At 71.6% G+C, this 22,454-nt stretch carries 17 protein-coding genes; 7 read left to right on the top strand and 10 right to left on the bottom strand.

Annotated elements, in window-relative coordinates:
- Nucleotides 1–114 precede the first annotated feature (114 nt).
- Entirely contained in the window at nucleotides 115–1,365 is a 1,251-nt protein-coding gene (locus tag HNQ01_RS09140; RefSeq protein ID WP_173805062.1) for an MFS transporter, read from the bottom strand.
- A 99-nt stretch (nucleotides 1,366–1,464) separates the two neighbouring features.
- On the opposite strand from HNQ01_RS09140, the gene HNQ01_RS09135 reads away from it, so the two are divergent.
- A complete protein-coding gene (locus tag HNQ01_RS09135; protein ID WP_173805061.1) occupies nucleotides 1,465–2,349 on the top strand; it encodes an AraC family transcriptional regulator in 885 nt (294 codons plus the stop codon).
- Here HNQ01_RS09135 and HNQ01_RS09130 read toward each other — a convergent pair.
- Entirely contained in the window at nucleotides 2,321–3,061 is a 741-nt protein-coding gene (locus HNQ01_RS09130) for an acetyltransferase domain-containing protein (RefSeq protein ID WP_173805060.1), read from the bottom strand. The genes HNQ01_RS09135 and HNQ01_RS09130 overlap by 29 nt on opposite strands.
- A 119-nt stretch (nucleotides 3,062–3,180) precedes the next feature.
- Here HNQ01_RS09130 and HNQ01_RS09125 point away from each other — a divergent pair, with 119 nt between their 5' ends.
- From HNQ01_RS09125 to HNQ01_RS09110, 4 genes are all read left to right on the top strand, one after another.
- Nucleotides 3,181–3,684 carry a thioesterase family protein gene (locus HNQ01_RS09125; RefSeq protein ID WP_173805059.1) on the top strand — a complete coding sequence of 168 codons (504 nt, stop codon included), beginning with the start codon at nucleotides 3,181–3,183 and terminating at the stop codon, nucleotides 3,682–3,684.
- A gap of 95 nt (nucleotides 3,685–3,779) precedes the next feature.
- Entirely contained in the window at nucleotides 3,780–4,364 is a 585-nt protein-coding gene (locus HNQ01_RS09120; protein ID WP_173805058.1) for an NAD(P)H-dependent oxidoreductase, read from the top strand.
- 102 nt (nucleotides 4,365–4,466) lie between these two features.
- Nucleotides 4,467–5,546, top strand: coding sequence for a glycosyltransferase family 2 protein (locus HNQ01_RS09115; RefSeq protein ID WP_173805057.1), 1,080 nt, complete (start codon nucleotides 4,467–4,469; stop codon nucleotides 5,544–5,546).
- Nucleotides 5,543–6,523 carry an ATP-grasp fold amidoligase family protein gene (locus HNQ01_RS09110; protein ID WP_173805056.1) on the top strand — a complete coding sequence of 327 codons (981 nt, stop codon included), beginning with the start codon at nucleotides 5,543–5,545 and terminating at the stop codon, nucleotides 6,521–6,523. Before HNQ01_RS09115 ends, HNQ01_RS09110 begins: the two co-directional genes overlap by 4 nt.
- On the opposite strand, the gene HNQ01_RS09105 is transcribed toward HNQ01_RS09110, so the two are convergent.
- The 7 genes from HNQ01_RS09105 to HNQ01_RS09075 all read right to left on the bottom strand — a co-directional run bounded on the left by HNQ01_RS09105 (nucleotide 6,511) and on the right by HNQ01_RS09075 (nucleotide 19,784).
- A complete protein-coding gene (locus tag HNQ01_RS09105) occupies nucleotides 6,511–8,991 on the bottom strand; it encodes a glycogen/starch/alpha-glucan phosphorylase (RefSeq protein ID WP_173805055.1) in 2,481 nt (826 codons plus the stop codon). The genes HNQ01_RS09110 and HNQ01_RS09105 overlap by 13 nt on opposite strands.
- 50 nt (nucleotides 8,992–9,041) lie before the next feature.
- Nucleotides 9,042–10,514 (bottom strand): glycogen synthase GlgA, encoded by a 1,473-nt coding sequence (gene glgA / locus HNQ01_RS09100; RefSeq protein ID WP_173805054.1) that lies wholly within the window; start codon nucleotides 10,512–10,514, stop codon nucleotides 9,042–9,044.
- Nucleotides 10,511–11,779, bottom strand: coding sequence for a glucose-1-phosphate adenylyltransferase (gene glgC / locus HNQ01_RS09095; protein ID WP_173805053.1), 1,269 nt, complete (start codon nucleotides 11,777–11,779; stop codon nucleotides 10,511–10,513). Before glgC ends, glgA begins: the two co-directional genes overlap by 4 nt.
- A gap of 50 nt (nucleotides 11,780–11,829) precedes the next feature.
- The gene (locus tag HNQ01_RS09090) at nucleotides 11,830–13,500 is read right to left on the bottom strand and encodes an alpha-D-glucose phosphate-specific phosphoglucomutase (protein ID WP_173805052.1); all 1,671 of its coding nucleotides are present in this window, start codon (nucleotides 13,498–13,500) and stop codon (nucleotides 11,830–11,832) included.
- An 85-nt stretch (nucleotides 13,501–13,585) separates the two neighbouring features.
- Nucleotides 13,586–15,709, bottom strand: coding sequence for a glycogen debranching protein GlgX (gene glgX / locus HNQ01_RS09085; RefSeq protein ID WP_173805051.1), 2,124 nt, complete (start codon nucleotides 15,707–15,709; stop codon nucleotides 13,586–13,588).
- Between the two features lie 20 nt (nucleotides 15,710–15,729).
- Nucleotides 15,730–18,021: a 1,4-alpha-glucan branching protein GlgB gene (gene glgB / locus HNQ01_RS09080; protein ID WP_173805050.1), complete on the bottom strand. Its 2,292-nt coding sequence runs from the start codon at nucleotides 18,019–18,021 to the stop codon at nucleotides 15,730–15,732.
- Nucleotides 18,022–18,065: 44 nt separating this feature from the next.
- Entirely contained in the window at nucleotides 18,066–19,784 is a 1,719-nt protein-coding gene (locus HNQ01_RS09075; RefSeq protein WP_173805049.1) for an alpha-glucosidase, read from the bottom strand.
- Nucleotides 19,785–20,016: 232 nt separating this feature from the next.
- Between HNQ01_RS09075 and HNQ01_RS09070 the strand changes: the two genes are divergently transcribed.
- Nucleotides 20,017–21,063 (top strand): acyltransferase family protein, encoded by a 1,047-nt coding sequence (locus HNQ01_RS09070; RefSeq protein ID WP_173805048.1) that lies wholly within the window; start codon nucleotides 20,017–20,019, stop codon nucleotides 21,061–21,063.
- 7 nt (nucleotides 21,064–21,070) lie between these two features.
- A complete protein-coding gene (locus tag HNQ01_RS09065) occupies nucleotides 21,071–22,204 on the top strand; it encodes a GNAT family N-acetyltransferase (protein WP_173805047.1) in 1,134 nt (377 codons plus the stop codon).
- A gap of 11 nt (nucleotides 22,205–22,215) precedes the next feature.
- Here HNQ01_RS09065 and HNQ01_RS09060 read toward each other — a convergent pair whose 3' ends face one another.
- Nucleotides 22,216–22,452, bottom strand: coding sequence for a hypothetical protein (locus tag HNQ01_RS09060; protein ID WP_286180624.1), 237 nt, complete (start codon nucleotides 22,450–22,452; stop codon nucleotides 22,216–22,218).
- Between the last annotated feature and the right edge of the window lie 2 nt (nucleotides 22,453–22,454).

The following is a 22,454-nucleotide window of genomic DNA, read 5'->3' as shown; positions in this document are numbered from 1 at the left end:
TCCCGTCGAGGGACCTCTCCAGGTTGTCTCCTCGGTACCTTCGCAGAGAAGTGGTCTTTCAGGTACCTTGACCCGGCGCTGACCCGCCGGGTCTTTTCTTTTTCGCGGCTCCTTTCAGCGCCGCTTCAGTCCGCGACCGACGACCGAGGCCGACACGATGCCCAGCACCATCGCCGCGGCGGCGCCGAAGAAGATCGCGCCGTCCAGATGGTGGTCGAGCAGCAGGCCGAAGACCGGCGCGGCCAGCGCGAAGCCGGTGTCCAGCCCCGAGTAGACGGTGCCGTAGACGCGGCCGGTCGCCCCGGGCGGCGCGGCGCGCTTGATCAGCATGTCGCGCGACGGGCCCGCCAGGCCGGTGCCGAAGCCGGCCAGCGCGACCGACGCCGCCGCCGCCATGCCCGGCAGCCAGCCGGTGCCCGCCAGCATCAGCAGCAGCCCGGCCAGCGCCATGGCCGCGGCGATGGTGCGCTCGAGCTGCTCGACGCGCGCCACCAAGAAGCCGCCGATCACCATGCCGCAGGCCCCGCACAGCATGTAGCCGGTCACGACGAAGGCCGTCAGCGTCTCGGGCAGGCCGTACATGCGGTTCAGCGCCGGGCTGGCGAAGCTCTGCACCGCGCTGAGCGCCGCGGTCGTCCAGAAGAAGAACGAGAAGCACAGCCAGACCGAAGGCAGCTTCAGGAAGGCCATCGGGTGCTCGTCGGCCACCCCGGCCGGCCGCGCGGCCGCCGACGCGCCGCTCGCGCGGTCGTCCAGGTCGGCGCGGCGCAGCCACAGCACGACCAGCACGACGACCGCCACCAGCGCCGAGCCGAGGTAGGCCGCGCGCCAGCTGCCGAACACGCCGCTCAGGCCGATCAGGAAGACCGGCGCCAGCGCCCAGCCCAGGTTGCCGCTGATGCCGTGCACCGAGAAGGCATGGCCGAGCCGCTGCGGCGAGACCCGCCGGTTCAGGATCGTGAAGTCGGCCGGATGGAAGGGCGCGTTGCCCAGGCCGGCCAGCGCCGCGGCCAGCACCAGCCCGCCATAGCCCTGCGCGCCGGCGTCCGCCAGCGAGGCCAGCAGGAAGCTGACGATCGCGCCGAACAGCACCGGCCGCGCCCCGACCCGGTCGACCAGAAAGCCCGACAGCGCCTGGCCGACGCCGGAGATCACGAAGAAGACCGTCACCAGCAGGCCCAGCTCCGAGTAGCTCAGCCCGAAGTCGCGGATGAAGGCCGGGAACAGCGGCGGCAGCAGCAGGTGGTGGAAATGAGAGGTGCCGTGCGCCAGGCCGATCAGGCCGATCGTGCTCACGTCGCGTCGCAACCGCGCGCGGTCCTCCTCGGGGCGGGCGGCGGTGGGGGGAAGCGTGGTCGAATTCATCCCGACACTGTACGAAGCGGGCGCGCGGCATACTTTCGGCAACCAGACAAGTTCTGTCGAGATCACGCCAACCCGCATCCCGTCTTCCTGCCTCCGTCCATGGTCACTGCCGCCTCGCCGTCCGTCCCGCCCCCCATTCCGCCGCTCGACCCCCAGCGCTTCGCGCCGCGCGCGGGCTGGCCGGTGCGTGCGAAGCTGCGCGTGCTGCGGGCGAGCTCGCGGGTCGAGTCCCACCGGCATGACTGGGCGCAGGTCTCGTTCTCGCTGACCGGGGTGTCGCGGGTGGTGACGGGGCAGATGACCTGCATCGTGCCGCCGACGCGCGCGGTCTGGATCCCGCCGCGCATCGAGCATTCGGTGGCGGTGCTGCGCGACGCGGAAATGCTGACGCTCTATCTGCACCGGCCGCCGGGCGACGAGCCGCACTGGCAGCGCTGCCGGGTCGTCGAGGTCTCGCGCCTGCTGGCCGAGCTGGTGCGCCAGACCGCGCAGGACGATCCGGCGCAGGCCGGGCCGGCCGCGCTGCCGGCCACCCTGCCGCCGCGCGCCCGTGCGATGGCCGATCTGATCGTCGACGAGCTGCTGCGCGCGCGCCCGCTGCCGCTGGGCATCGCGCTGCCGCAGGACAAGCGGCTGCGCGCGCTCTGCCAGGCGCTGCTCGACGAGCCGACCCGCCACGAGCGGCTCGAGGACTGGGCGACCGGCACCGGCGCCAGCCCGCGCACCATCGCGCGGCTGTTCCGCGAGGAGCTCGGCACCAGCTTCCAGCAGTGGCGTCAGCAGGTGCTGCTGGCGCGTGCGCTGGTGCTGGCGACCGAGGGCCGGCCGATGGGCGTGATCGCCGCCGAGCTGGGCTATGCCAGTCCGAGCGCCTTCAGCGCGATGGTCACCCGCACCGTCGGCATGGCGCCGGGCCGCTTCTTCGCGCCGGGCGGCGCCGCCGCCGGGGTCGGGCTCAGCGCAGCAGCCAGCCCGCCGCGGTGATCGCGCCGATCAGCACCGGCTGGTGCAGCATGTACCAGGACAGCGCGTGCCGGCCCATCCAGGCCAGCGTGCCGGTCGTCCGTCCGGCCATTCGTCCGGCCGGCAGCGGCCCCTGCAGCAGCGCGGGCCAGCGCGCCAGCAAGCCCAGCCCGATCGCCTGTCCCCAGGCGGCCACGCCCAGCCAGGGCAGCAGCGGCACATAGTCCTGCGTCACCGGCAGCCGCGTCACCAGACCGATCCAGTTCGTCCAGCGCCCGTCGAACCAGGGATGCGCGACAAAGGCCGGCAGCAGCAGCGCGACCGTGCCCAGCAGCGCCCAGCCGACGGGGCCCAGCCGCAGCCCGCGCAGCAGCGGCAGCATGACCGCGACCGCATGCAGCACGCCGAAGCTGATCCAGCTGCGCGGAAACATCCACATCGAGCCCAGGCTGACCAGCACCGCGCAGCCGGCGATCTGCAGCCAGCGGCGCAGGAAGCGCCGCGTCGGCACCCGGGCCTGACGCGCCACCGCCTGCGACAGCCCGACGCACAGCACAAAGGTGCTGACGATCACCAGCCGCTGCCCGGTCCAGAACGGATCGTCGACGAAGCTCTGGCGCGGCTGCAGCCAGCCGGCCTGGTTCAGGTCGAAGCAGAAATGGAAGACGGTCATCCAGACCATGGCCAGGCCGCGCAGCGCGTCGAGGCGGAGGAATCGGGGGGACGAAGTCATGGCGGGCAGGATTGTCGCCCGAGGTTGTCGCCCGAGGGCCGGCCGGCGCGGGCAAATGCCGATGGGCTGGCACCGCGGTGACAGGCAGGCTGGGGCGCACCTTCCGACAATCCGATCTCATGAGCCCTGCGCACGCCCCCTCCTCTCCCGCGGCCCGCCGCGATGCCGACGAACAGGCCCGGCTGCACCAGGCCGTCACCGAGCTGTGGGAACAGCGCCTGAGCTTCAATCAGCTGCTCGGCCTGAAGGTCGACTCGCTCGAGGCGGCCGCGCCGCGGCTGCGCTTCGACATGCGCCCCGAGCTGGTCGGCCACTATCTCTACGGCCGGCTGCACGGCGGCGTGATCTCGGCGGTGCTCGATGCCACCGGCGGCTTCGCGCTGACGCTGGCCCTCGCCGAGAAGCACGCCGACGAGAGCGCGACCCAGGTCATGCACCGCTTCGGCCGCATGGGCACGATCGACCTGCGCGTCGACTACCTGCGCCAGGGGCTGGGGCGGCATTTCGTCGCCTCGGCCGAGGTCACCCGGCTCGGCGGGCGGGTGGCCTCGACGCTGATGCGCCTGCACAACGACGAGGGCGTGCTGATCGCCACCGGCGCGGCGGCCTACATCGTCAGCTGAGCCGGCGCGCTGCGGCGCTTTCCGGCCGGATTGTGCTGGCGCAAGGCCGTCCCGGGGGAGCGGGCCGACGATGACGCCCAGGAGGACATGCCGTCATGACCCGCATCCTGCTGATCCAGGGCCACCCGGATCCGGCCCCGACCCATTTCGGCCATGCGCTGGCACACGCCTACCGCGACGGCGCGATCGAGGGCGGCCACGAGATCCGCCAGATCGAGGTCGCCGCGCTCGATTTCCCGCTGCTGCGCACGCAGCAGGAATGGATGAACGAGCCGGTGCCGCCGGCACTGCGGCCGGCGCAGCAGGACATCCTGTGGGCCGAGCATCTGGTGCTGTTCTTCCCGCTGTGGCTCGGAGACATGCCCGCGCTGCTGAAGGGCTTCCTGGAACAGGTGGCGCGCCCGGGCTTCGCGCTGGGCCGGGCCGCCGGGCATGACATGCCGGAAAAGCTGCTGGCCGGGCGCAGCGCGCGGGTGGTGGTCACCATGGGCATGCCGGCGCTGGTCTACCGCTACTACTTCCGCGCGCACAGCGTGAAGTCGCTCGAGCGCAACATCCTGGGCTTCGTCGGCATCGCGCCGGTGCACGAGACCCTGATCGGCCAGGTCGACGCGCCGGACGCGGCGCGCCGCGAGCAGCACCTGGCGCACCTGAAACGCCTGGGCCGGCGCGCGAACTGAGCATCGCGATGACGGGGGGCGCCGCCACCGCCATGAAATCCGTCACGCCGATGATGAAACAGGATGTATCCTTGCGGGCATCGGTGACATTGACGAAGATCGATGCGGGTCTCCATCCTGATCAGCAGCCATGACTACGGCCGGTTTCTCGGCGAGGCGATCGACAGCGCGCTGGCGCAGCACGACGGCGGGCCGGACGGCCTGCCGGTGCCCGAGGTGGAGGTGGTCGTCTGCGACGACGCCTCCGGCGACGGCTCCGACGAGGTGATCCGGCGCTACGGCACGCGCATCCGCCACTGGATCAGCCCGGACAACCGCGGCCAGGGCTCGATGATGAATGCCGCGATGGCGCTGGCCACCGGCGACTGGGTGCTCTTTCTCGATGCCGACGACCGGCTCGAGCCGCAGGCGCTGGCACGCTGCCTGGCACGCCTGCAGGCCGAGCCCGACGGCGGACGTGGCGTGGCCAAGATCCAGTTCCGGCTGCGCTGCATCGACCGCGAGGGCCGCTGCATGAGCCGCACCATTCCCTACCTGATGCATGACGGCGACGTGCGGCCGCTGATCCGGCGCTTCGGCAGCTATGGCGGGCCGCCCTCGAGCGGCAACCTCTACCGCCGCAGCGCGATCGCGCCCTTCTTCCCGCTGGTCGAGCGCGACTGGCGCCGCGCCGCCGACACGCCGCCCTTCCTGCTCGCGCCCTTCCAGGGCCGGGTGCTGGGCATCGCCGCGGCGCTGGGCGCCTACCGCATCCACTCCGGCAGCAACCGCGCGCGGGGCTGCTTCGGCAACATCGCCGCCCGCCATGCCGACACGCTGCGGGTGGACCAGCACCGCCGCGAGGCCTCGCTGGCGCTGCTGGCGCAGCACGGCGGCGAGCATGTCGAGGGCCCCTTCCTGCCGGCGCCGTGGAACCTGCGCACCCGCGCGCTGTCGCTGCGCACCGAGCCGCAGCGCCATCCCTACCGGCATGACGACGCGCTGCGGCTGCTGCGGCTGCAGGCGCGCGCGTTGCAGGCCTGTCCGGGCTACACCCGCCCGGAGCGCTATGCCTCGCAGCTGTGGCTGCTGGCAATGCTGGCGGCGCCGCGGCAGCTGGCCGGACGGCTGGCGGTGACCAACACCTCCGGACGGCTGCGGCGCTGGCTGCGCCAGCTGCGCACCGGGCCGGCGGCCGCATGAGCGCGGTCCCGGCCGCCGCGCCCGGTCCGCTCGACCGGCTGCGCCATCTGGGCCGGCGCCTGCGCGGCTGTCGCCGGCCGGACCTGTGGCTGGCGCGCCGGCTCGGCCGGGTGCTGCCCGACCGGCTCTATCTGGCCGTCGGCCATCTGATCTACTTCGGCCGCTGGCCCGACTACCGGCAGCCGCGCAGCTTCAACGAGCACATCCAGGCCTACATGCTGCGCTGCCGCTCGCCGCTGCTGCAGCTCGCCGCCGACAAGGCCGCCACCCGCGCGCATGTGCTGCAGGAGGCCGGGCCGGACCATGTGCTGGCGCAGCTCGGCCTGTGGAGCCGCGCCGACGCGGTGCCGCTGCGCACGCTGGCGCGTCCCTGCGTGCTCAAGCCGACGGTGGGCAGCGGCCGGGTGATCTTCCTGCGCGAGAACGATCCGCCGCTGGATGGCGCCGCCGAGGCCGCGCTGCGGCTGGAGATGCAGCGCTGGCTCGACACCGACTTCAGCCGCCAGAGCCGCGAGTGGTGCTACTCAGGCCTGCGCGGGCGCATCCTGGCCGAGCCGATGCTGAGCGATCCGCGCGAACCCGGCGGCATCCCGCCGGATCACAAGATCTACGTGATCGGCGGCGCGGTGCGCTTCATCCAGGTCGACCGCGGCCGCTTCGGGCGCCACACCCGCAATCTCTACGACACCGACTGGCGGCTGCTGCCGGCACGGCTGACGCTGGACAACCATGCGCCGGACCCCCGCCCGGCCGAGCTCGACGCGATGATCGCGCTGGCGCTGAAGCTGGCCGCGCCCTTCGAGTTCCTGCGCGTCGACCTGTACCTGTGCGACGGGCGGCTGATCGTCGGCGAGCTGACCAGCTATCCCGGCGCCGGCTTCGAGCGCTTCATCCCGTCGGACTTCGCGCTCGAGCTGGGCGCGCACTGGACCCGCTGGCGCTCGGCCGCTGGCCGGGCCGGAGCTCAGTCCGGCTGAACGGCCGCGGCCGGCACGATGACCGGGCGGGTGTGCCAGATCTCGTGCGCGTACTCGGCGATGGTGCGGTCCGACGAGAACAGGCCCATGCCGGCGATGTTCAGCACCGAGCGGCGGCTCCACTCGTCGGCGTTGCGGTAGAGCGTGTCGACCCGGTCCTGCGTGGCGACGTAGCTGGCGTAGTCGGCCAGCAGCAGGTAGTGGTCGCCCCAGTTCACCAGCGCGTCGAAGATCGGCTGATAGCGGCCGGGATCGTCGGGGCTGAAGACGCCGTCGCGGATCGCGTCGAGCACCGCACGCAGCTCGGCATCGGCCTCGTAGATCGCGCGCGGCTGGTAGCCCCGGGCGCGGATGTCGGCCACCTCGGGCGTGGTGTGGCCGAAGATGAAGATGTTCTCGTCGCCGACCTGCTCGCGGATCTCGACATTGGCGCCATCGAGCGTGCCGATGGTCAGCGCGCCGTTGAGCGCGAACTTCATGTTGCCGGTGCCCGAGGCCTCGGTGCCGGCGGTGGAGATCTGCTCGGAGAGATCCGCCGCCGGAATGATGACCTCGGCCAGGCTGACGCTGTAGTTCGGGATGAAGACCACCTTCAGCCGGCCGCCGACGCGCGGATCGTTGTTGATGACCTTGGCGATGTCGTTGGTCAGCTGGATCACCAGCTTGGCCATGCGGTAGGCCGAGGCCGCCTTGCCGGCGAAGACCACCACGCGCGGCACCCACTGCGCATCCGGATTGGCCAGGATGCGCTGGTAGCGGGTGACGACGTGCAGCAGGTTGAGCAGCTGGCGCTTGTACTCGTGGATGCGCTTGACCTGCACGTCGAACAGCGCATCCGGGTTCAGGTCGACGCCGAGCTGCTTGAGCACCAGGCGGCCGAGCCGCTCCTTGTTCTGGCGCTTGACCTTGCGCACCGCGCCCAGGAAGCCCGGCAGGTCCAGCGCATGGCGCAGGCCCTCGAGCTGGTCGAGGTGGCGCCGCCAGCCCCGGCCCAGGCGCTGGTCGAGCAGCGCCGCCAGCCCCGGGTTGGCCTGCGCCAGCCAGCGCCGCGGCGTGACGCCGTTGGTCTTGTTGTTGAAGCGCTCGGGCCAGAGCTGCGCGAAGTCGCGGAAGATCGAGGCCTTCATCAGGTCGGAGTGCAGCGCCGAAACGCCGTTGACCGAATGGCTGGCCACCACCGCCAGATAGCCCATGCGCACCCGGCGCTCGCCGGTCTCGTCGATCAGCGAGACGCGGCGCAGCAGGTCCGGATCGCCGCCGCCGCGCTGCGACACGCCGCCGAGGAAGTGCGCGTTGATGTCGAAGATGATGCGCAGGTGGCGCGGCAGCACCCGGCCGAGCATCTCGACCGGCCAGGTCTCCAGCGCCTCGTGCATCAGCGTGTGGTTGGTGTACGAGAACACCTTCTGGCAGAGCTGCCAGGCGTGCGTCCAGGGCACGCGGTGCTCGTCGACCAGCAGGCGCATCAGCTCGGGGATGGCCAGCACCGGGTGGGTGTCGTTCAGGTGGATGCTGACCTTGTCGGGCAGCGCCTCGAAGCCGGTGTGGGTGCGCAGGTAGCGGCGCAGCAGGTCCTGCAGGCTGGCCGAGACGAAGAAGTATTCCTGGCGCAGGCGCAGCTCGCGCCCGGAGGCGGTCGAGTCGTCCGGATAGAGCACCCGCGAGACGTTCTCGCTGTGGTTCTTGGTCTCGACCGCGCCGAAGTAGTTGCCCTGGTTGAAGGCGCGGAGGTTCATCTCCTCGGTGGCCTTGGCCGACCACAGCCGCAGCGTGTTGGTCGCCTCGGTGCCGTAGCCGGGAATGATGGTGTCGTAGGCCATCGCCAGCACGTCGTCGGTGCCGACCCAGCGCACCGTGTCGCCGTGCTGCTCCAGGTGGCCGCCGAAGCGCACGCGGTACTGCACCTCCGGGCGAGGGAATTCCCACGGGTTGCCGCCGGTCAGCCAGTAGTCGGGCACCTCGACCTGGCGGCCGTCGACGATGGTCTGGCGGAACATGCCGTAGTCGTAGCGGATGCCGTAGCCGAAGCCCGGCACGCCCAGCGTCGCCATCGAGTCCAGGAAGCAGGCCGCCAGCCGCCCCAGGCCGCCGTTGCCCAGCGCCGCGTCGGGCTCGAGGTCGAACACCTTGTCGACGTCGACATCGAGCTCGCCGAGGGCCTGGCGGATCACCGGCATCAGCTCGAGCGCCAGCACCGCATTGGTGAAGGTGCGCCCGATCAGGAACTCCATCGAGAGGTAGTAGACCCGCTTGACGTCCTGCGCGTACTGCGCGCGGGTCGTCTTCATCCAGCGCTCGACCAGGTGGTCGCGCACCGCGTGCGACACCGCGTGCAGCCAGTCCTCGGGACGGGCCGACACGGGATCCTTGCCGACGGTGTACATCAGCTTGGTCGAGATGGCGCGCTTGAAGGCGCCGACGTCACGGGCGAGCTGCTCGTACTGGTGCTCGAACTGGGTCAGGTCCATGGGAATGATCGGGCGAAGGGGTCGTTCTGGGGCGGTCGTCGGAGGCGGCGTCAGGCGCTGACCTGGCGGTACAGCGCCTGGTAGTGGCGCGCGGCGGCCGTCCAGCCGAAGTCCTGCCGCATCGCGCGCTGCTGCACGGTACGCCAGTCGGCCGGGCGGCGGAACAGCGCCGCGGCCCGCTCGGCGGCCCACAGCAGCGCGCCTGCGGAAAATTCGTCGAAGACGAAGCCGGTGGCGTCGCGGTCGAGCGTCTCGAGTCGCGTGTCGGCCACGGTGTCGGCGAGACCGCCGACGCGGCGCACCAGCGGCAGCGTGCCGTACTTCAGGCCGTAGAGCTGGGTCAGGCCGCAGGGCTCGAAGCGCGAGGGCACGGCGATCGCGTCGCTGCCGGCGATCAGCCGGTGCGCGAAGCGCTCGTCGTAGCCGATGCGCACCGCGACGTCGTCCGGATGGGCGGCCGCGGCCTCGGCGAACGCCGTCTCCATCCAGGCGTCGCCGCTGCCCAGCATCGCGAACTGCCAGCCCAGCGCGCGCAGGCCCGGCAGGGCGTCCAGCACCAGGTGCAGGCCCTTCTGCTCCGTCAGGCGGCTGACGATGCACAGCAGCGGCCGCGCCGGATCGACCGCCAGGCCGAGCTCCTGCTGCAGCGCCGCCTTGCAGGCGGCCTTGCCGTCGAGCGCGTCGACGTCGTAGCTGGCCGGCAGCAGCGCGTCGGTGGCCGGATGCCAGACCGCATCGTCGACGCCGTTGAGAATGCCCGAGAGGTCGACGCCGCGGGTGCGCAGCAGCCCGTCGAGGCCGCAGCCCTGCTCGGGGCCCTGGATCTCGCGCGCGTAGGTCGGGCTGACGGTGGTGATGCGGTCGGCGAAATACAGCCCGCCCTTCATGAAGCCGATCTGGCCGTGGAACTCGACGCCGTTGACGCCCCAGAAGCCGCTGGGCAGGCCCAGCTCCTGGAAGTGATGCCCGGCGAAGCCGCCCTGGTAGGCCAGGTTGTGCACCGTGAAGACGCTGCCGGCGAAATGCTGGTGGCGCGCCTGCTGCGCCGCACGCAGATAGACCGGCGCCAGGCCGGCATGCCAGTCATGCGCATGCAGCACCGTCGGATGCCAGAAGGGGTCGAGCCCCTGCGCCAGCTCCGCGGCGACCCAGCCCAGCAGCGCGAAGCGCAGATGGTTGTCGCCGTACGGGTGGCGGTTGGCGTCGGCATACGGCCCGCCCGGGCGGCGGTAGTAGCCGGGCGCGTCGATCACATAGGCGGTGACGCCCTCGCCCACCGCCGGCAGCCGGCCCCACAGCAGCCGCGTGCCGCCACTGCCCCAGTGCAGCGCCGGCGGCGGCTGCAGCTCGGCCACGACCACCGCCTCCTGCAGCCCGTCCAGGATGGCGTCGAAGCCCGGCAGCAGCACCCGCACCTCGTCGCCGAGCGCGGCCAGCGCCGGCGGCAGGGCGCCGGCGACATCGGCCAGACCGCCGGTCTTCAGCAGCGGGAAGATCTCGGCACAGACCTGCAGGACTCTCATAGCGCGGCCAGCATCCTGCGGGTCACCAGGACCACGCCGTTGTCGGTGCGGAAGAAGCGCTGGGCATCCAGTTCAGGATCCTCGCCGATGACCAGGCCGTCGGGCAGCCGGCAGCGCCGGTCGATCACCACCTTGCTCAGGCGGCAGCCGCGGCCGATCTGCACGTCGGGCAGCACCACCGCCTGGTTGATCTCCGAGAAGGAGCGCACCAGCACGTTGGAGAACAGCACCGAGTTGCGCACCGTCGCGCCCGAGACGATGCAGCCGCCCGAGACCAGGCTGTTGATCGCCTGGCCGCAGCGGCCCGGCTCGTCGTGCACGAACTTGGCCGGCGGCAGCTGTTCCTGGTAGGTCCAGATCGGCCAGTCCTTGTCGTACATGTTCAGCTCGGGCGTGGTCGAGGCCAGATCGAGGTTGGCCGCCCAGTACGCGTCGACCGTGCCGACGTCGCGCCAGTAGGCGCGCGAGTACGGCGGGTTGGCGATCGCCGACATCGAGAACGGATGCGCCAGCGCCTGGCCTTCGGACACCGCCTTCGGAATCAGGTTCTTGCCGAAGTCGTGCTCGGAATCCGGATCGGCCGCGTCCTCCTCCAGCAGCCGGTACAGGTAGTCGGCCGTGAAGATGTAGATGCCCATGCTCGCCAGCGAGGTGTCCGGGTCGCCGGGCATCGCGGGCGGATCGGCCGGCTTCTCGACGAACTCGATGATGGCGCGGCTCTCGTCGATCGCCATCACGCCGAAGCCCTTGGCTTCCTCGCGCGGCACCTCGATGCAGCCGACCGTGACGCCCCGGCCGCTGGCGGCATGGTCGGCCAGCATGATCGAGTAGTCCATCTTGTAGATGTGGTCGCCCGCGAGCACGACGATGTACTCGGGCGGGGTCGAGTTGCGGATGATGTCGAGGTTCTGGTAGATGGCGTCGGCGGTGCCGCGGTACCAGGATTCCTCGTCGACGCGCTGCTGCGCCGGCAGCAGGTCGACGAACTCGCCCATCTCGTTGCGCAGGAAGCTCCAGCCGCGCTGCAGGTGGCGCAGCAACGAGTGCGACTTGTACTGCGTGATGACGCCGATGCGGCGCATGCCGGAGTTCATGCAGTTCGACAGCGCGAAGTCGATGATGCGGAACTTGCCGCCGAAGTGCACCGCCGGCTTGGCGCGCCGGTCGGTCAGGTCCTTCAGGCGTGAGCCGCGGCCACCGGCCAGGACCAGGGCAAGCGTGCGACGTGCCAGCGTGCGGCTCTCTGTGTAGCGGGTGATGTCCATGAGGCAGGTCTCCTTGTGCTCTGCTTGCTGTGTGCGGGTGGGCGGGAATCTCAGGTGATGACGGTCGGCGCGGTCTGGCCGGAGAGCTCGCGGATGCGCGCCACCGTGTCGGCCAGCGCGATCAGGTCGGCCAGCGCGTCCTGGGTCGGGCGGTCGTGGTCGCCATCGGCCGGCTCGAAGCGCTCGAGGTAGACGCGCAGCGTCGCGCCCTCGGTGCCGGTGCCCGACAGGCGGAAGACCACCCGCGAGCCGCCGGCCAGGATCAGGCGCACGCCCTGACGGCTGGAGACGGAGCCGTCGACCGGATCGGTGTAGGAGAAATCGTCGGCCTGCGCGATCTCCAGCGCGCCGAAGCGCCGGCCCGCCAGCGTCGGCAGCTGCTCGCGCAGCGCCGCCATCAGCGCGTCGGCGCGCTCGGTCGGGATGCCCTCCCAGTCGTGGCGCGAGTAGTAGTGGCGGCCGAAGCGCTTCCAGTGCGCGCGCACCAGCGACTCGACCGACTCGCCGGTCGCCGCCAGCAGGTTCAGCCAGAACAGGATGGCCCACAGGCCGTCCTTCTCGCGCACATGGTTGGAGCCGGTGCCGTAGCTTTCCTCGCCGCAGAGCGTGGCCTTGCCGGCATCCAGCAGGTTGCCGAAGAACTTCCAGCCCGTCGGCGTCTCCCAGGCCGGAATGCCCAGCGCCTGCGCCACCACGTCGGCGGCCTGCGAGGTCGGCATCGAGCGGGCGATGCCGGCCAGGCCGTCGCGGTAGCCCGGCACCTTGGTGGCATGCGCGGCCAGCAGCGCCAGGCTGTCGGAGGGCGTCACGACGAAGTCGCGGCCCAGGATCATGTTGCGGTCGGCGTCGCCGTCCGAGGCGGCGCCGAAGTCCGGGGCGCCGGCGCCGCTCATCGCGGCGATCAGCTCGGTGGCATGGGCCGGGTTCGGATCGGGGTGATGGCCGCCGAAGTCCTCCAGCGGCTCGCCGTTGACCACCGTGCCGGCCGGCGCACCCAGCAGGCCTTCCAGCACCGCTCGGGCGTAGGGACCGCTGATCGCGCCCATCGAGTCCATGCGCATGCGCCCGCCCCGGGCGAACCAGGCGCGCATCGCGTCGAAGTCGAAGAGCTTCTGCATCAGCTCGGCGTAGTCGGCCACCGGGTCGATCACCTCGACCGTCATGCCGGCCAGCGTGGTGGTGCCGAGCCGGTCCAGGTCCAGATCGGCAGCACCGGCGAGCGTGCGGTACTCGGTGATGTCGCGGGTGCGGGCGTAGATGGCCTCGGTGATTTTCTCCGGGGCCGGGCCGCCGTTGGCGATGTTGTACTTGATGCCGAAGTCGCCGTCCGGGCCACCGGGGTTGTGGCTGGCCGACAGGATGATGCCGCCGTAGGCGCCGTGCTTGCGGATCACCGCGCTGGCCGCCGGCGTCGACAGCAGGCCGCCGCGGCCCACCATCACGCGGCCGACGCCGCCGGCCGCGGCCATCTTCAGGATGGTCTGCACCGCCACGCGGTTGTGGAAGCGGCCGTCGCCGCCCACCACCAGCGTCTGGCCGGCCAGGGGGCCGACCTGCTCGGGCAGGATGTCGAACAGCGCCTGGACGAAGTTCTCGAGGTAGTGCAGCTGCTGGAAGACGGTGACCTTCTTGCGCAGGCCGGAGGTGCCGGGGCGCTGGCCGTCGAACGGCCGGGTGGAGACGATCTGGACGGTCGGTGCGGTCGGAGCAGTCGAGGTCATGGGAGCGTTCGGACTCATGGAATGGAGCTGGAAAACATTGTGCGCGGAGGCTGTGCGCCGCGAACTGCGGCGATCCCCGATGCGTTCACCGATCTGCGGCCTCGCTGCGATGGATCAGCAGCGCGCGTGCCGGCAGCACCGCGACCGCGCCGGCAGCCAGCGCAGCGGCCTCGGGGTCGGGCGCGCCGCCCGGGCGGCTGCTGTCGAAGAGCGCGACCCAGCGCCGCCCCGGGCCCGGGTCGGGCAGCCGCGCCTCGCGGGCGATGTGCTGAGGATGCACCGACACCAGCACCGCGTCCTCGTCGGCCGCCGCCTGCAGGCGGATCAGCAGCGTGCGGTCCTGGGAATCGCCCCAGTCGCCGTCATGCATCGCCCGACCGGCCGGATGCCACCAGAGCACGTCGGTGCAGCCCTGCGCATCGGGCGTGCCGCGCAGCCAGCGGCCGATGCGCAGCGAGGCCAGCGTCTGGCGCCAGTGCCCGAGCCGGCGCGCGGTGGCCAGCAGGTCGTCGTCCTGCTGCGGCCAGTCCAGCCAGCTGATGGCGTTGTCCTGGCAGTAGGCGTTGTTGTTGCCCTGCTGGCTGTGGCCGATCTCGTCGCCGGCCAGCAGCATCGGCGTGCCCTGCGACAGCCACAGCGTCGCCAGCAGCGCCCGCTGCAGGCGCGCGCGCAGCGCGAGCACCGCGGCATCCTGCGTCGGCCCTTCCACGCCGCAGTTCCAGCTGCAGTTGTGGTGGTGGCCGTCTCGGTTGTGCTCGCCGTTGGCGTGGTTGTGCTTGTGGTCGAAGCTGACCAGATCGCGCAGCGTGAAGCCGTCGTGCGCGGTGATGAAGTTGATGCCGGCGGTCGGCGCGCGGTGCTCGTGGCGGAACTGCGCGCTCGAGCCGGCGAAGCGGTGCGCGAAGATGCCGCGGTCGCCCGCGCCCCGCAGCCACCAGCCCCGCATCGTGTCGCGGTACTGGTCGTTCCACTCGCTCCAGCCCGGCGGGAAGGCGCCGAGCTGGTAGCCGCCCGGGCCGATGTCCCAGGGCTCGGCGATCAGCCGCACCGAGGCCAGCACCGGATCGGCGCGCAGCGCGGCGAAGAAGCCGGCCTCGCGGCTGAAGGCGCCGTCGCGCCCGCGCGCCAGCACCGGCGCCAGATCGAAGCGGAAGCCGTCGACGCCATAGGCTTCGACCCAGTGGCGCAGCGAGCCGGCCACCAGCTCGACCATGCGCGGCTCGGCCAGATTCAGGCAGTTGCCGCAGCCGGTCCAGTTCTCGTAGAGATCGGCGCGACCCTCGGCCCGGCGCAGGTGGTAGGCGCGCGCATTGGCCAGCCCCCGCAGCGACAGCGTCGGGCCCAGCTCGTCGGTCTCGGCGCTGTGGTTGTAGACCACGTCCAGCACCACCTCCAGGCCGGCGGCGTGCAGGTCGCGCACCATCTGGCGGAACTCGCCCTCGGGCGTGGTGCCGGGGCGGCCGCTCCAGTAGCGCGGCTCCGGCGCCAGGAAGCCGATGCTGGAGTAGCCCCAGTGGTTGGACAGGCCCAGGCGCTGCAGCCGCTCCTCGTCGGCGCGTGCGTGCACCGGCAGCAGGCTCAGCGTGGTCACGCCCAGCGCCTGCCAGTGCGCGATCATCGCCGGATGTGCCATCGCGGCGTAGCTGCCGCGCAGCTCGGGGGGAATGCCGGGGTGGCGCATCGTCGTCGAGCGCACATGCGCCTCGGCGATCACCACCCGGTCGACCGGATGGCGCGGCCGCTCGGCCGGATCGACCTTCGGCGCCGGTGCGACCACCCGCGCCTTCAGCGCGACCGCGGCGTTGTCGCGCGGGTCCGGATGGCGCGTGTCGGCATCGGCATGGCCGTGGTAGAGGCTCAGGTCGACGCCCGCACCGCCATAGGTGCCGACCACCGCCTGCGCCCACGGGTCGAGCAGCACCCGGGCCGGATTGAAGCGGTGCCCCTCCTCCGGCGCCCAGGGCCCGTGCGCGCGCAGGCCGTAGACCGTGCCCGCGCCCAGACCCTCGCCCAGCAGCCGGCCATGCCAGACGCCGTCGGTGCAGCACGGCAGCCGCACCCGTGCCCGCTCCGCCTGGCCGTCCGCATCGAACAGGCCGACCTCGACCGCCGTCGCGTCCGGCGCCCACACCGCGATGTCCAGCCCGCCCGCGACCGGCGTCGCGCCCAGCGGCGCCGGCCGGCCCGCCTCGATCCTCACGACCTTCATCACCCGATCCGACCGATCCGTCAATCGATCACCAGCATCACGGTGGCCAGCGGCGGCAGCGTCATGACGATCGACTGCGCCTGGTCCTGCCACGGCAGGGCCTCGCTCTCGAGCAGGCCGTTGCCGACGCCCGAGCCGCCGTAGACCGCCTGGTCGGTGTTGATCAGCTCGCGCCAGGCGCCGGCCTGCGGCACGCCGATGCGCCAGCCGTGGCGCACCACCGGCGTCAGGTTGCAGATCACCAGCACCCGCGCGGCGTGGCCCGCCTCGTCGGGCGCGGCACGGCGCTCGAACACGATCACCGAATGCTGCGCATCCTCGTGGCTGACCCACGCGAAGCCCTCGGGCTGCACGTCGCGCTGGTGCAGCGCCGGGTAGTGACGCAGCACCGCGTTGAGATCGCGCACCAGGCGCTGAACGCCGGCATGCGGCGCCTGCTCGAGCAGCGGCCAGTCGAGCTGCGCGGCCTCGTTCCACTCGTTCCACTGCGCGAACTCGCAGCCCATGAACAGCAGCTTCTTGCCCGGATGCCCCCACATGAAGCCGAGGTAGGCGCGCAGGTTGGCGAACTTCTGCCAGTCGTCGCCGGGCATCTTGCGGATCAGCGAGCCCTTGCCGTGCACCACCTCGTCATGCGAGAGCGGCAGCACGAAGTTCTCGCTGAAGGCGTACATCAGCGAGAAGCGCAGCTGGTCGTGGTGGTGGCTGCGGTAGACCGGATCGCGCGAGAAGTAGGCCAGCGTGTCGTTCATCCAGCCCATGTTCCACTTGTAGTGGAAGCCCAGGCCGCCGGACTGCAGATCCTGCGAGGGCGGACGCGTCACCAGCGGGAAGGAGGTCGACTCCTCGGCGATCATCACCGCCTCGGGGCGCTGCGTGCCGACGATGAAGTTGGCGCGGCGCAGGAACTCGATGGCCTCGAGGTTCTCGCGGCCGCCGTGGCGGTTGGGGATCCACTCGCCGTCGCGGCGGCTGTAGTCGCGGTAGAGCATCGAGGCCACCGCGTCCACCCGCAGGCCGTCGATGCCGAAGCGCTCGATCCAGTACAGCGCGTTGCCGACCAGGAAGTTGCGCACCTCGGTGCGGCCGTAGTTGTAGATCAGCGTGTTCCAGTCCTGGTGGAAGCCCTCGCGCGGATCGGCGTGCTCGTAGAGGTGCGTGCCGTCGAACTCGGCCAGCGCGAAGGCGTCGGTCGGGAAGTGGCCCGGCACCCAGTCCAGGATCACGCCCAGCCCGGCCGCGTGCGCCGCGTCGACGAAGGCGCGGAAGTCCTCCGGCGTGCCGAAGCGCGAGGTCGGCGCGTACAGGCCGGTCGGCTGATAGCCCCAGGAGCCGTCGAAGGGATGCTCGTGCACCGGCAGCAGCTCGATGTGGGTGAAACCCAGGTCGCGCACATAGGGCACCAGCTGCTCGGCCAGCTCGCGGTAGGTCAGCCAGCGGCCGTCCTCGCCACGCCGCCACGAGCCCAGATGCACCTCGTAGATCGACACCGCTGCGTCCAGCGCATTGGCCTGGCGGCGCGTCTCGTCGATCGCCACGCCAGGCAGCAGGCGCTGCACCACCGAGGCGGTCTGCGGTCGCACCTCGGCGCGGAAGGCGTAGGGGTCGGCCTTGACCCGCACCACGCCGTCGGCGCCCAGCACCTCGAACTTGTAGAGATCGCCCTCGCCGACCTGCGGCACGAAGATCTCCCACAGCCCGCATTCATGGCGGCGGCGCATCAGGTGGCGCCGGCCGTCCCACTGGTTGAAGCTGCCGACCACCGAGACGCGGCGCGCGCTCGGCGCCCAGACCACGAAGCGGGTGCCGCCGGTGCCCTCGTGGATCTGCGGATGCGCGCCCATCCACTCGTAGGGCCGGTGGTGCGTGCCCTCGGCCAGCAGATAGAGGTCGGTGTCGCGGATCAGCGGCGCGAAGCGGTAGGCGTCGTCGACCACCACCGGCTCGAGCGCGCGTCCCTCGGCGTCGGTCCAGCGGATGCGCAGCCGGTACTCGAACGGATTGCGCCGGCGCGGCACCGCGCCGGTGAACAGCGCGCTGTCCTCCTGACGGGTCAGCGCGCACAGCCGCCGGCCCAGCGCGTCGAGCAGCTCGACCTCGGCCGCGCCGGGCAGCAGCGCACGCACCACCAGCGCGGTGCCGGTGTGATGCATGCCGAGCACCGAGAACGGGTCGCCGTGGTCGGCGCGCATCAGCGCGTCCAGCGTCGCGGCATCGACCCGGCCGGTCTCGGGCACGGCGACCGCCGTCGGGGAAGTCTTCTTCGCGGGGGCGGCCGGAGCCGGGGACGGAGCGGAGGTCTTGCGGGGCATGGGGCGAGAAGAAGACGGAAAGTCCGGAGTCCAGAAGAAGGGAGTCAGCGCGAGCGGATGCCGGAATCGGCGGCATGGCATGCAATCGCCGCGCCAAGCGGATCGAGCCGCAGGCTCAGCCCGTCGGCCGACAGGTGGGCGCCGCCGCCCAGCGGCGTGTCGGCGCGCAGCCTTGCGCCCTGCCAGGCGGGCGGCAGCGGCACCTCGACCGGACGGTCGGCGGTGTTGAAGGCCAGCAGCATGCACTCCAATGGTGCGTCTGCAGCCTCGGCCGGGCCCAGCCGGCGCTCGAACATCAGCACCGATTCGGGTGCATCGACGAAGCGGATCGAGCCCTCGCGCAGCAGCGGCGTGGCGCGGCGCCAGGCCAGCAGCGCCTGCGCGGTCTTCAGCACCGAGTCCGGCGTGGCCTGCTGGCGGTCGACCGCGCGCGCCTGCTGCGCCGCACTGACCGGCAGCCAGGGCTCGGCGGTCGAGAAACCGGCCTGTACCTCGTCGGCCTGCCAGGGCATCGGCGTGCGGCAGCCGTCGCGGCCCTTGAACTCCGGCCAGAAGGCCAGGCCGTAGGGATCCTGCAGCCGCTCGAAGGGCACGTCGGCCTCGGGCAGGCCGAGTTCCTCGCCCTGGTAGAGGCAGACGCTGCCGCGCAGCGTCAGCAGCATCGCCAGCTGCAGCTTCGAGCGGCGGTCGTCGGGCTGGCCGTCGCTCGACCAGCGGCTGGCCACCCGCGGCACGTCATGGTTGGAGAAGGCCCAGCAGCCCCAGCCGCCGGTGCGCGCGATCTCGCGCTCGAGCTTCTCGACTTCGCCGCGCACATGGGCGGGCGCCGAGTTGGCCGTCAGCAGGCTGAAGCTGTAGGCCATGTGCAGGCGACGTCCGGCTTCGGTGTAGTCGGCCATCAGCGGCGGCGCGTTCTCGTCGCCGACCTCGCCGATGCTGGTCGCGCCGAAGGCATCGAGCACGCCACGCAGCCGCTCGAGGAACACCAGGTTCTCCGGCCGGCTCTTGTCGTGCAGGTGCTGCTGCATCGCGTAGGGGTTGTCGGCCCGCACCGTCGAGACCTCGCCGCCCTGCGCCGGCGGGTTGTCGCGCAGCTGCGCGTCGTGGAACTGGTGGTTGCAGGCATCGAAGCGGAAGCCGTCGACGCCCTTCTCGCACCAGAAGCGCACCTCGCCGAGCAGCGCGTCCTGCACCGCCGGGTTGTGGAAGTTCAGGTCAGGCTGGCTGGAGAGAAAGCTGTGCAGGTAGTACTGGCGCCGGCGCGAGTCCCACTGCCAGGCGCTGCCGCCGAAGACGCTGAGCCAGTTGTTCGGCGGCGTGCCGTCGGCCCGGGCATCGGCCCAGACATACCAGTCGCTCTTCGGGTTGTCGCGGCTCAGGCGGCTCTCCTGGAACCAGGCATGCTGGTCGGAGGTGTGCGAGAGCACCTGGTCGATCATCACCTTCAGGCCCAGCTGGTGCGCGCGCGCCAGCAGCGCGTCGAAGTCGGCCAGCGTGCCGAAGATCGGGTCGACGTCGCGGTAGTCGGCCACGTCGTAGCCGAAGTCCTTCATCGGACTGCGGAAGAAGGGCGAGATCCAGATCGCGTCGACGCCGAGCGACGCCACATGGTCCAGCCGTGCGGTGATGCCGGGCAGGTCGCCGATGCCGTCGCCGTTGCTGTCCTGGAAGCTGCGCGGGTAGATCTGGTAGATCACCGCGCCGCGCCACCATGCGCTGTCGGCGTGATCCGGCGTGCTCTGGCTCTGCGTGTTCGGGGTCATGTCTTTCATCTTGCCATGTAACCGTGACGGAACCCATCCTGCGGAAGACCCGCTGCTCCTGTCTTGTCGCAGCGCAGTATCTGCAAGATCCGCACCATTTGCCTTGATGCGCTCCCGCACCCGCGGGCACCAGCCAGGGGAGACGTGATCCACGCCACGGGCCGGCCGCCTATGCTGAGCCCGGCCTCTCCTTCCATCTTCCCCTCCACCCACGATCGCCGCGGATCTCCCCATGACAGCCAAGAAGGACACGCCCGCCCGCCAGGACTGGGTCGACATCGCCAAGGGCCTGTGCATCCTGGCCGTCGTCGGCCTGTGGGGGGCACGCAGCCTGATCGCCAGCGACGGCTCGGCCAGCTGGCTGGGCTACCTGAGCGCCTTTGCCCAGCCCTTCCGGATGCCGGACTTCTTCCTGATCTCGGGTCTCTTTCTCGGCCGCGTGATCGACCGGCCCTGGCGCGACTTCGCCGACCGCCGGGTGCTGCACTACCTGCATTTCCTGGTGCTGTGGGCACCGATCCTGGTCGTCGGCCAGTGGCTGCTGGGGCTGCAGCACCCGCAGGGCCCGGCCGACGCGCTCGCGCAGCTGCTGCTGGCGCTGTGGAAGCCGCCGGCGATGCTGTGGTTCCTGCTGATGCTGCCGGTCTACGCGCTGGTCTCGCGGGCTCTGCGCGGCGTGCCGCCATGGCATGTCGGGCTGGCGGCGGCGGTCATGCACCTGTTCCCGCTGCACACCGGCGTGCCGGTGCTGGACTGGTTCGGCGAGTTCTTCGTCTTCTTCCACGCCGGACATCGGCTGGCGCCCTTCTTCCTCGCGCTGGCGCGCTGGACGAGCGAGCGGCCGCGCCGGGCGCTGGCGCTGCTGGCGCTGTGGGCGCCGGCCAACGCGGTGCTGGTGCATGTCCAGCCGGCGCCGTGGCCGCTGCTGGCGCTGCTGCTGGGCATGGTCGGCATCGGCGCGGTGGTGATGATCGCGGCGCTGCTGCAGACCCGGCGCCTCGGCGCCGGGCTGCAGGCCGCGGGCCGGGATTCCATCGTCATCTACCTGGGCTTCTGGCTGCCGATGCAGGCGCTGGCACCGCTGCTGGCCGCCACGGGCCTGCCGCTGGCGCTGCGCGCGCTGCTGCTGCCGGCCGGCGCGATCGCCGCCGCGCTGCTGCTGCACCGGCTGGCGCGGCGCCACGGCGCGGCCTGGCTCTACCGCCGCCCGCCCTCGATGCAACTGGCCGGCCGCTCCGGGGCTGATCGCAACGATGCGCCACCGGCGCGTGCCGCATGATCATCCCATGAGCGAAACCGATTCCAGCCCTCTGCGCATCACCGTGGCCGACAGCCCCGCGGCGCTCGAGGCCCATCGCGCCGCGTGGGAGCAGCTGCTCGAGGCGGTGCCCGACGGACGCGGCGTCTTCTTCTCGATCGGCCTGCTGCGCGCGATGGCACCGATCTACCTGCTGCCGGGCCGGCGCATGCATTTCCTGCTGGTGTGGGCCGGCGAGCGGCTGGTCGGCGCGGCACCGACCGTCATCGACCGGCGACCGGCCTGGCGCGGGGGCGTGCGCCGGCTCGAGTTCTGGGGCGCGGTGCCGGGATCGATGCGCTTCGACGGCGACCTGCTCGTCGCCCGCGCCGACGAGGCCCAGGCCTGCGCACAGGCGCTGGCGCGCCACCTGTCCGGGCCGCGCAGCCCGGTCGAGCTGATCGAGCTGCAGTATTTCCGCGACGTCTCGCCGATGCGCGCGGCCTTCGCGGCCGGACTGCGCGACGCGCGCCTGCAGCCCGAGCCGATGGTCTCGCACCGCGCGCGGCTGAGCGCCGACTGGGAGCGCCATGCCGCGACGCTGGGGCGCTCGATGCTGGGCAAGACGCTCAACCGCCAGCGCGCGATCGAGCGCGACCTGGGCGCGCGGCTGGTGCAGCGCGAGCGGCTCGACGAGGACGAGCTGGCCCAGATCGAGCGGCTGCACTCGCTGCGGCAGCAGACGCTGGAGCAGCGCGGTCGCAGCCGGCATGTGCTCTTCGGCCGCGAGCGCGACCGCCTGGCCTACCGGACGATGCTGGAGCAGCTCGCCGCCGAAGGCCATGCGCGCCATCACCTGCTCAAGGCCGGCGACCGGGTGATCGCCTTCGCGCTCGGCCTGCACCGCGGGCGCACCTTCTTCTACCAGCTCACCGCCTTCGACCCGGAGTTCTCGCGCCACGAGCCGGGTCGGGTGCTGGTCGCCGGCATGCTGCGCGCCGAGATCGACTCCGGCCGGACCGACCTGATCGACATGCTGCCCGGCACCACCAAGGTCAAGCAGGACTTCTGCAACGAGCATTTCGGCCACCAGCGGCTGCAGGCCGCAGGGGCGCCGGGTGTCATGGCCGAGCTGCGCCGCCTGCTGTGGCGGCTCAGCGGCTGGCGCCCCGGCCGGCGCTGAAGCCGGAGCGCTCAGTGCTCGTCGTCCGGCAGTTCCTCGTCGGGAACCATGCCGGCGTCGATGCTGCGGTCGAACAGCTCGATCTCGGTCAGCGCATGCGGGATCAGCGGGCGGTCGAGCGGGCGGCAGACGCGGCGCTGCAGCCGGCCCAGGCGCTCCGAGCGCTCGACGGCGGCGAGAATGTCCTGCGGATTCATCATCAGGGCGAACGGATCGGCGGGAAACGTCGTGTACTGCTGGGCGTTCATCG

This window comes from Sphaerotilus uruguayifluvii (assembly GCF_013294065.1).
In the GTDB taxonomy this organism is placed as follows: domain Bacteria; phylum Pseudomonadota; class Gammaproteobacteria; order Burkholderiales; family Burkholderiaceae_C; genus Sphaerotilus; species Sphaerotilus uruguayifluvii.
Note: the sequence above shows the minus strand (reverse complement) of the source record. Positions and strands in the feature narration are given on the sequence as shown.

Bases quoted from the DNA above. Each gene is read 5' to 3' on its own strand.
- HNQ01_RS09065 (WP_173805047.1), top strand. From the start codon at position 21,071: ATGAGCGAAACCGATTCCAGCCCTCTGCGCATCACCGTGGCCGACAGC.
- HNQ01_RS09090 (WP_173805052.1), bottom strand. From the start codon at position 13,500: ATGACCTCGACTGCTCCGACCGCACCGACCGTCCAGATCGTCTCCACC.
- glgB (WP_173805050.1), bottom strand. From the start codon at position 18,021: ATGCCCCGCAAGACCTCCGCTCCGTCCCCGGCTCCGGCCGCCCCCGCG.
- HNQ01_RS09120 (WP_173805058.1), top strand. From the start codon at position 3,780: ATGACCCGCATCCTGCTGATCCAGGGCCACCCGGATCCGGCCCCGACC.
- HNQ01_RS09125 (WP_173805059.1), top strand. From the start codon at position 3,181: ATGAGCCCTGCGCACGCCCCCTCCTCTCCCGCGGCCCGCCGCGATGCC.
- HNQ01_RS09140 (WP_173805062.1), bottom strand. From the start codon at position 1,365: ATGAATTCGACCACGCTTCCCCCCACCGCCGCCCGCCCCGAGGAGGAC.
- HNQ01_RS09075 (WP_173805049.1), bottom strand. From the start codon at position 19,784: ATGACCCCGAACACGCAGAGCCAGAGCACGCCGGATCACGCCGACAGC.
- HNQ01_RS09110 (WP_173805056.1), top strand. From the start codon at position 5,543: ATGAGCGCGGTCCCGGCCGCCGCGCCCGGTCCGCTCGACCGGCTGCGC.
- HNQ01_RS09060 (WP_286180624.1), bottom strand. From the start codon at position 22,452: ATGAACGCCCAGCAGTACACGACGTTTCCCGCCGATCCGTTCGCCCTG.
- HNQ01_RS09105 (WP_173805055.1), bottom strand. From the start codon at position 8,991: ATGGACCTGACCCAGTTCGAGCACCAGTACGAGCAGCTCGCCCGTGAC.
- HNQ01_RS09130 (WP_173805060.1), bottom strand. From the start codon at position 3,061: ATGACTTCGTCCCCCCGATTCCTCCGCCTCGACGCGCTGCGCGGCCTG.
- glgA (WP_173805054.1), bottom strand. From the start codon at position 10,514: ATGAGAGTCCTGCAGGTCTGTGCCGAGATCTTCCCGCTGCTGAAGACC.
- HNQ01_RS09070 (WP_173805048.1), top strand. From the start codon at position 20,017: ATGACAGCCAAGAAGGACACGCCCGCCCGCCAGGACTGGGTCGACATC.
- HNQ01_RS09115 (WP_173805057.1), top strand. From the start codon at position 4,467: ATGCGGGTCTCCATCCTGATCAGCAGCCATGACTACGGCCGGTTTCTC.
- glgC (WP_173805053.1), bottom strand. From the start codon at position 11,779: ATGGACATCACCCGCTACACAGAGAGCCGCACGCTGGCACGTCGCACG.
- glgX (WP_173805051.1), bottom strand. From the start codon at position 15,709: ATGAAGGTCGTGAGGATCGAGGCGGGCCGGCCGGCGCCGCTGGGCGCG.
- HNQ01_RS09135 (WP_173805061.1), top strand. From the start codon at position 1,465: ATGGTCACTGCCGCCTCGCCGTCCGTCCCGCCCCCCATTCCGCCGCTC.